This window comes from Saccharothrix xinjiangensis, assembly GCF_039527585.1.
GTDB classification, from domain to species: Bacteria; Actinomycetota; Actinomycetes; order Mycobacteriales; family Pseudonocardiaceae; genus Actinosynnema; species Actinosynnema xinjiangensis.
In genome coordinates, this window is sequence record NZ_BAAAKE010000080.1 from 1 (window position 1) to 734 (window position 734).

Below are 734 nucleotides of genomic sequence, written 5' to 3' on the forward strand. Positions count from 1 at the left end.
CGAGCTGTTGAGGGCCTTCGCGAGCTTGGCGGCAGGCCGCCCGGCGTCCATCTCGCCGAGCAGGAACAGCCGTCCCTGGCGGATCCGCTCGTACCCGCCCTCCATCACGCGGCGGCTGTCCGGCCACACCACGGCCTCCAGGACCTCCGGCTCCCAGCCTGGGTAGGCCAGGATCAGCAGGTTCATCGCCGGGGTGGAGCGGATCCACCAGCCGCCCTCGGGCGCCTTGTGGAGCTGGAAGTTGGGCAGGCCGGGCAGGCCGAACCCGGGCACCGAGGCGACGCGCCACAGGCCGGCCTTCTTCGGGTCGAACGCACACCCGTCCTGGTGGTGGACAGGCTCCCCCACGCCGAGCGGGGTGTTCGACCAGGCGGACAGCCATGCCGCCGTCCGGTCGTACTTGTGCACCCACCCCATCGACACCTCGGGCGGCTCCAGGCGCCGCTGCCACCCGATGTTGACGATGGGCTTGAGCTTCTGGCCCGAGACGAGCTGGGGGATCTGCTGGAGGCGCACGGCCTCGCACGCGGCCCTCTCCGGGGTCAGGTTCGCGTAGGCCTCCGCCGTGGCGTTGGGCTTCCAGAAGTACGGCACGGGCTTGGGGAACTTCGTCTTGCCCCGGCTGGACAGGGTGAACAGCATCACGGCGTCCAGCAGCTCGGCGCCGTCCGCGGCCTTCCCGAAGGAGCTGGACAGCCGGGTGTCGTAGGCGGGCACCGAGATGTACCGGCGCC

1 protein-coding gene is annotated in these 734 nt (G+C 71.3%); it reads right to left on the reverse strand.

Annotated features, from left to right (window positions below; all coding sequences use genetic code 11):
* Positions 1-734 (reverse strand): hypothetical protein (locus tag ABD223_RS43305; RefSeq protein WP_344044190.1); only part of this gene is annotated, 734 nt, incomplete at both ends.